Below are 6,174 nucleotides of genomic sequence, written 5' to 3' on the forward strand. Positions count from 1 at the left end.
GGCCGCAAAAGGGGCCCCCATGACCATCACCGCCGTCGTTTTCGATGCCTATGGCACTTTGTTCGACTACCATGCCGCCCTGCGAAAGGCGGCTGAAAATCCAGCCTATCCGCAGCTTGCCGGTGTCTGGGAGGATGTCTCTGATGTGTGGCGTTCCAAACAGCTCTCCTATAGTTGGCTACGGGCAATTACGGGTAATCATTGTGATTTTTGGCAAGTGACCCAAGATGCCTTGGATGTCGCGCTTGAGACGCACGGCCTGCCTGACCCTGAATTACGCGCTCATCTTCTCGACCTTTACTGGCATCTCGACGCCTTTGCCGAGGTTCCACAGCTTCTGGCCGATCTCAAAGCCACGGGCCTGACCACCGCGATCCTGTCGAACGGATCGCAAGCGATGCTGGACGCGGCAATTTCTTCGGCTGATATCAAAGAACATATTGATTTTGCTATATCAATTGACAAGGCCGAGGTCTTTAAGCCCGCCGCGAAAGTCTATGAACTGGTCCAACAAACCACAGGCCAGCGTCCCGATCAGGTGCTGTTTGTGTCCGCCAACGGCTGGGATGTGGCCTCGGCAGGGGCGTTCGGCTTTCAGACCCTGTGGGTCAACCGCGCCAGCGCCCCGATGGACCGCCTGCCCGCCACCCCCGACCGCACCGCATCCGACCTCGGTGCCCTGCCCGGTCTGCTGGCGCAGGACCGCCACCGCGCCGCCCCGCCCAAGACCTTCACCACCTCAGATGGGCTACGCCTTGCCTACCGCGACGAAGGCGGCGGTCCCGTGCTGTTGTGTCTCAGCGGCCTGACGCGAAATATGTCGGATTTTGATTTTATCGCAAGGGATTACAGCGACCGCGCCCGGGTGATCCGAATGGATTATCGCGGGCGCGGGGCCTCGGATTTCGACCCCGACTATTTGCACTACACCCTCGAACGCGAAGGGCGAGACGCACTGGAATTGCTGGATCATCTGGGGATAGACCGCGCCGCGATCTTAGGCACCTCGCGGGGGGGGCTGATCGCAATGACACTGGCGACCAGCCACAAGGACCGACTGTCGGGCGTCTGCCTTGTCGATATCGGCCCCGAGTTGAACCCCAAAGGCCTGGTCGACATCTTCGGCTATCTCGGCCTGACCCCATCCGAGACAACGCTGGAATACGGCACCGACGCACTGGTCGCCCGGTCGGCCTCCGACTTCCCCCATGTATCGCGGGCCCGCTGGCGGCAGCACGCCGAACGCATCTGGCGCGAGACAGACGCCGGGCTAGAACTGCGCTATGATCCGCAACTACGGGACGCGCTGCTGGCGCAGTCCCAAACCAGCAGCGACGAGGTCGCCAACGATATGTGGCCTGCGTTTGACACGATGAACGGGCTGCCTCTGGCGCTGTTGCATGGTCAGTATTCCAACCTGTTGACGGACACGACCGTCGACAAAATGCGCGAGCGTCGCGCGGATATGATTTATGAACAGGTCGCCAACCGCGGCCACGTGCCCTTTCTGGACGAACCTGAAAGCCGTCGCGGGATCGCCGCGTTCTTGGAGTTGATTGTATGACACCTGACTTGATTGCTGCCGCTGCGGACCGGATTTCCGGCTTTGTCCGGGTGACCCCGATTCTGTCCGCACCGGCGCTGGACGCCATTGCCGGACGGCGGGTTTTGGTCAAGGCAGAGTGCCTGCAACATACCGGATCGTTCAAGTATCGCGGCGGCAAATCGGCAGTAACCGCGCTGATGGCCGCGGGCGGTGCGCACGGCGTTATGGCATTTTCGTCGGGTAATCACGCGCAGGGCGTCGCCCGTGCCGCCGCCGAGGCAGGTCTGTCGGCGGTAATCCTGATGCCCTACGATGCGCCAGAGGTGAAGATCGCAAACACCAAGGCACTTGGGGCGGAAGTGGTGCACTATGACCGCCAAACCGAAGATCGCGATGCCATCGGCGCCCGACTGGCGGCCGAGCGCGGTCTGCACCTGATTCGCCCCTTTGACGACCCACAGGTCATCGCGGGACAAGGCACCACCGGTCTAGAAATCGCCCGTCAGGTCGGGGCGCTTGGGGTGGTTCAAGCGGATGTTCTGGTCTGTTGTGGCGGTGGCGGGTTGACGGCGGGCATCGCCACTGCCCTCGCGGACAAGGCCCCTGGCCTTCGCGCCCGTCCGGTTGAACCGGCAGGATTCGACGATGCGGCGCGGTCCCTAATCGCAGGGAAAATCGTGACAAATGCGCCCGGCGGCACCAGTATCTGTGATGCCATCGTCACCCCCTGCCCGGGCAATCTGACCTTCCCAATTCTTCAACGCCTCGCTGGACCCGGCCTTGCGGTCAGCGATGAGGATGCCCTGCGCGCCATGGCATTGGCGTTTCGCCACTTGAAAATTGTGCTGGAACCGGGGGGCGCTGTCGCCCTTGCCGCCGCGCTGTTTCAGCCCGAAGCTATCGCAGGCGACACGGTGATCGCAGTGGCTTCAGGCGGCAATGTCGACGCAGGAATATTTCAACGTGCCCTTGCACTACTTTGACGCCGCGAGAAGCAAATAATCCGGGCTATGCACACCAGCCCACCGGAGACATTGGTGCCACCCCACATCCAGCCTTCTGAGGTTGGATGTGGGGCGGAAACGCGCGAAGGTTACTTCGGCCCTGCGAAGTACCAAATGATAAAGCCAAGTACCGGCAGCACCAAAATCAGCAGAATCCAAAGCAGTTTATTCAGCGTCGGCACGCCCGAATTAATCACTTTCGCGATTGCGTAAATGTCGGCGATGAGGACGATCAGTCCAAGAATAAATTCCATGAGGTCTCTCCGTTGTCGTTGGCAGAGCAACGCCTGACGGGCCGATCCGGTTCCATAAGGATCGCAGGCGTCGCATCAGTCACATACCAGCCACCACCAACGGCGGCCAAGACCACAGACTGTTCTTACGCACAGAGTGACTTGAGGGGAGACCCCACAGCGCGCTTCAGCGTTTGCCCCGCCGTTTCACCCCGCCCCGTTGCCCGCCGCGCCCGGCGGTTGAGCGGCCAGCGGCTTTCTGGGCGTCCTCTACGGCAGCCTCGACCGCAGATTGCCGGGCAAGCGGATCATTGGACACCATCAAATCAACCGTTTCCAACCGTTTGATTTCGTCGCGCAACCGCGCCGCTTCCTCAAACTCAAGATTTTCCGCAGCCTTGCGCATGTCAGTGCGGAGGCCATTCAGATGCGCCTCTAGGTTGGCTCCGTGCATCGGCTTGTCGATCTTGGCCGTAACCCGGGCCATGTCCGCGTCGCCTTTATAGAGACCAGACAGGATATCATCGACGTTTTTCTTGATCGTGGTGGGCGTGATGCCATGCTCGACATTGTATGCGATCTGCTTGTCTCGGCGGCGGGTGGTCTCGCCAATGGCGCGCTCCATCGAGCCGGTCACTCGGTCCGCATACATGATCACCCGGCCCTCGGCATTCCGCGCGGCGCGACCGATGGTCTGGATCAGTGAAGTCTCTGAGCGCAGGAAGCCTTCCTTATCCGCATCCAAAATCGCCACCAGTCCGCACTCAGGAATATCCAAACCCTCGCGCAATAGGTTGATACCAATCAACACATCGAACGCCCCAAGGCGCAGATCCCGCAGGATCTCAATCCGCTCAATCGTGTCGATATCCGAATGCATATAGCGCACCCGAATGCCCTGTTCATGCAGGTATTCGGTCAAGTCTTCGGCCATGCGCTTCGTCAGAACTGTCGCCAAAATCCGCCGACCTTCCTGTGCCACTTTGCGAATTTCGTCGAGCAGATCGTCCACCTGCATGGTGACAGGACGGATCTCAATTTGCGGATCGATCAATCCGGTGGGGCGAATGACCTGTTCCGCGAAGACGCCACCGGCTTGGTTCATTTCCCACGCGGACGGCGTCGCCGAAACATAGATCGATTGCGGCCGCATCGCGTCCCACTCTTCGAACTTCAACGGCCGGTTGTCCATGCAAGACGGCAACCGGAACCCGTGCTCCGCCAAGGTGAATTTGCGCCGATAGTCGCCCTTGTACATCGCGCCGATCTGCGGCACCGAGACATGGCTTTCGTCGCAAAAAACAATCGCATTATCGGGAATGAATTCGAACAATGTCGGCGGCGGCTCGCCGGGGTCACGTCCCGTCAGATAGCGGGAGTAATTCTCGATGCCGTTGCAGACGCCGGTGGCTTCCAGCATCTCCAGATCGAAGGTACAGCGCTGTTCTAGGCGCTGCGCTTCCAGCAGCTTGCCCTCGCCGACCAATTGATCCAGCCGTTGACGCAATTCCTTTCGGATCCCAATCACCGCCTGTTTCATGGTCGGTTTTGGCGTCACATAATGCGAATTCGCATAAATTCGGATCCGATCGAACGTGTCGGTCTTTTCCCCGGTCAGCGGATCAAACTCGGTAATCGCTTCCAGTTCTTCGCCGAAGAACGAAAACCGCCAAGCGCGATCCTCAAGGTGGGCCGGAAAGACCTCTAGTACGTCGCCCCGCACCCGGAACGAACCCCGCGCAAAGGCATGATCGTTGCGGCGGTACTGCTGCGACACCAGATCGGCCATGACCGCGCGCTGATCGTAACTGTTGCCGGTAATCAGGTCCTGCGTCATCGCCCCATAGGTTTCCACCGAGCCGATCCCGTAGATGCAGGACACAGACGCCACGATGATGACATCGTCCCGCTCTAGCAGCGCCCGGGTGGCCGAGTGGCGCATCCGGTCGATCTGTTCGTTGATTTGGGATTCCTTCTCGATAAAGGTATCCGAGCGGGCGACATAGGCTTCGGGCTGGTAATAGTCGTAATAGCTGACGAAATACTCCACCGCGTTATCGGGGAAGAAACCCTTGAACTCACCATAAAGCTGCGCCGCTAGCGTTTTGTTTGGGGCCAGAATGATCGCTGGCCTCTGGGTCTGTTCGATCACCTTCGCCATGGTAAACGTCTTTCCGGTGCCGGTGGCCCCCAAAAGCACCTGATCCCGGTCGCCGGCAGTGATCCCGGAACTGAGTTCAGCAATGGCCGTGGGCTGGTCGCCCGCGGGACTGAACTCGGTCTTCAGCACAAAGGGACGGCCCCCTTCTAGCTTCAGGCGAGTTCTGACATCCACTTGAGGCCGCATGGGCAACGGGGCAGACGCATCCGACGAATCGGTTTGGGCATAGGGCATGGGTATTTCCTCAATGGTGTCCCTAAGGTGTCGTTTTTCAGGCGCGGTTCAAGCCTACCTGCTGCCATTCCCTGTCAGGATAAGGTTCCCATAAGGCCGGAGGCACGCGGTCTAGCCCGGAAAGGCCGCGCAAATGCGTCCGATTGGCCCCTTGCAGCAGCGGCGCGTCACAGCGATAAAAGAGCGAGCCGAACCCGGAGACACACATGCCCGCACGCATCTATCAGCCCAGCAAGACCGCCATGCAGTCCGGCACCGCCAAGACGAGAGATTGGGTGCTGGAATTTGTCCCCGCCGCGTCCCGGGATGTAGACCCTCTGATGGGCTGGACCAGTTCGTCCGACACCCAAAGCCAGGTCCGACTGACTTTCTCGACCAAAAAAGCGGCCGTGAGTTACGCAAAGGAACACGGGATCGACGTCGTCATCTCCGACCCAAAGACGCGCCAACCCAATATCCGCCCCGGCGGATACGGCGAAAACTTCGCCACCAAGCGGCGCGGGGCTTGGACGCATTGAGATTGTGTAAATCGGGATCAAGTTGCGGCCAAATGGGGCATAAGATCCGGCCGCTCGCTCCAATTCCCTATATATAGCATGCTATACGGTCACATCCGCTACATCTGGACAAAGACTTTTGCTGGTTCCACACTCTCAGGTACGGCAACCCTGCAGGTCCACCCGCTGTCTTACTGCTAGCGATGGATGGGCGTGGCTAGCCGCTGGCTTGGTCTCCTTGCCCCACAACCCCGATAGCGCGATCCGCTTCGTCACGCCAAACGCGCGCCACTCCGGGCATGACAGCGCAACGCTTGCCAGCCGCGCCAGTCTCTACGCAACTGCACGCGCACAAAAGCCGGAACGCTGGTCTGTGAATCCCGGAGGCAAACTGGTCCACAGAAACGGTCGGATTACCTGACCGTCGCGGATTAAAAGTCCGCCATTCTGATGCCCGAGGCGGAAGCTGAGGGCTGGGAGATGTATTCTGTGGAACTTT

Annotated in this window: 5 protein-coding genes; 3 read left to right on the plus strand and 2 right to left on the minus strand. The window is 59.8% G+C overall.

What is annotated here, in order from left to right; translation table 11 throughout:
* Positions 1–19: 19 nt before the first annotated feature.
* Entirely contained in the window at positions 20–1,564 is a 1,545-nt protein-coding gene (locus BV911_RS20375) for a haloacid dehalogenase type II (RefSeq protein WP_371588140.1), read from the plus strand.
* Positions 1,561–2,529 (plus strand): threonine/serine dehydratase, encoded by a 969-nt coding sequence (locus tag BV911_RS12405; RefSeq protein WP_086053937.1) that lies wholly within the window; start codon positions 1,561–1,563, stop codon positions 2,527–2,529. The genes BV911_RS20375 and BV911_RS12405 overlap by 4 nt, the downstream gene beginning before the upstream one ends.
* Positions 2,530–2,639: 110 nt before the next feature.
* Here BV911_RS12405 and BV911_RS12410 read toward each other — a convergent pair whose 3' ends face one another.
* Both BV911_RS12410 and uvrB read right to left on the minus strand, forming a co-directional pair.
* Entirely contained in the window at positions 2,640–2,804 is a 165-nt protein-coding gene (locus BV911_RS12410; RefSeq protein WP_086053938.1) for a PLDc N-terminal domain-containing protein, read from the minus strand.
* 166 nt (positions 2,805–2,970) lie between these two features.
* Positions 2,971–5,178 carry an excinuclease ABC subunit UvrB gene (uvrB, locus tag BV911_RS12415; protein WP_086053939.1) on the minus strand — a complete coding sequence of 736 codons (2,208 nt, stop codon included), beginning with the start codon at positions 5,176–5,178 and terminating at the stop codon, positions 2,971–2,973.
* A gap of 206 nt (positions 5,179–5,384) precedes the next feature.
* Between uvrB and BV911_RS12420 the strand changes: the two genes are divergently transcribed.
* Complete coding sequence (locus tag BV911_RS12420; protein WP_086053940.1) at positions 5,385–5,696, plus strand: ETC complex I subunit; 312 nt, start codon at positions 5,385–5,387, stop codon at positions 5,694–5,696.
* Positions 5,697–6,174 lie beyond the last annotated feature (478 nt).

This window comes from Pseudoruegeria sp. SK021, assembly GCF_002119405.1.
Classification (GTDB): Bacteria; Pseudomonadota; Alphaproteobacteria; order Rhodobacterales; family Rhodobacteraceae; genus Meridianimarinicoccus.

What these genes read in the sequence shown, in the direction of transcription:
- BV911_RS20375 (WP_371588140.1), top strand. Translation starts at nt 20, where the DNA reads ATGACCATCACCGCCGTCGTTTTCGATGCCTATGGCACTTTGTTCGAC.
- BV911_RS12405 (WP_086053937.1), top strand. Translation starts at nt 1,561, where the DNA reads ATGACACCTGACTTGATTGCTGCCGCTGCGGACCGGATTTCCGGCTTT.
- BV911_RS12410 (WP_086053938.1), bottom strand. Translation starts at nt 2,804, where the DNA reads ATGGAATTTATTCTTGGACTGATCGTCCTCATCGCCGACATTTACGCA.
- uvrB (WP_086053939.1), bottom strand. Translation starts at nt 5,178, where the DNA reads ATGCCCTATGCCCAAACCGATTCGTCGGATGCGTCTGCCCCGTTGCCC.
- BV911_RS12420 (WP_086053940.1), top strand. Translation starts at nt 5,385, where the DNA reads ATGCCCGCACGCATCTATCAGCCCAGCAAGACCGCCATGCAGTCCGGC.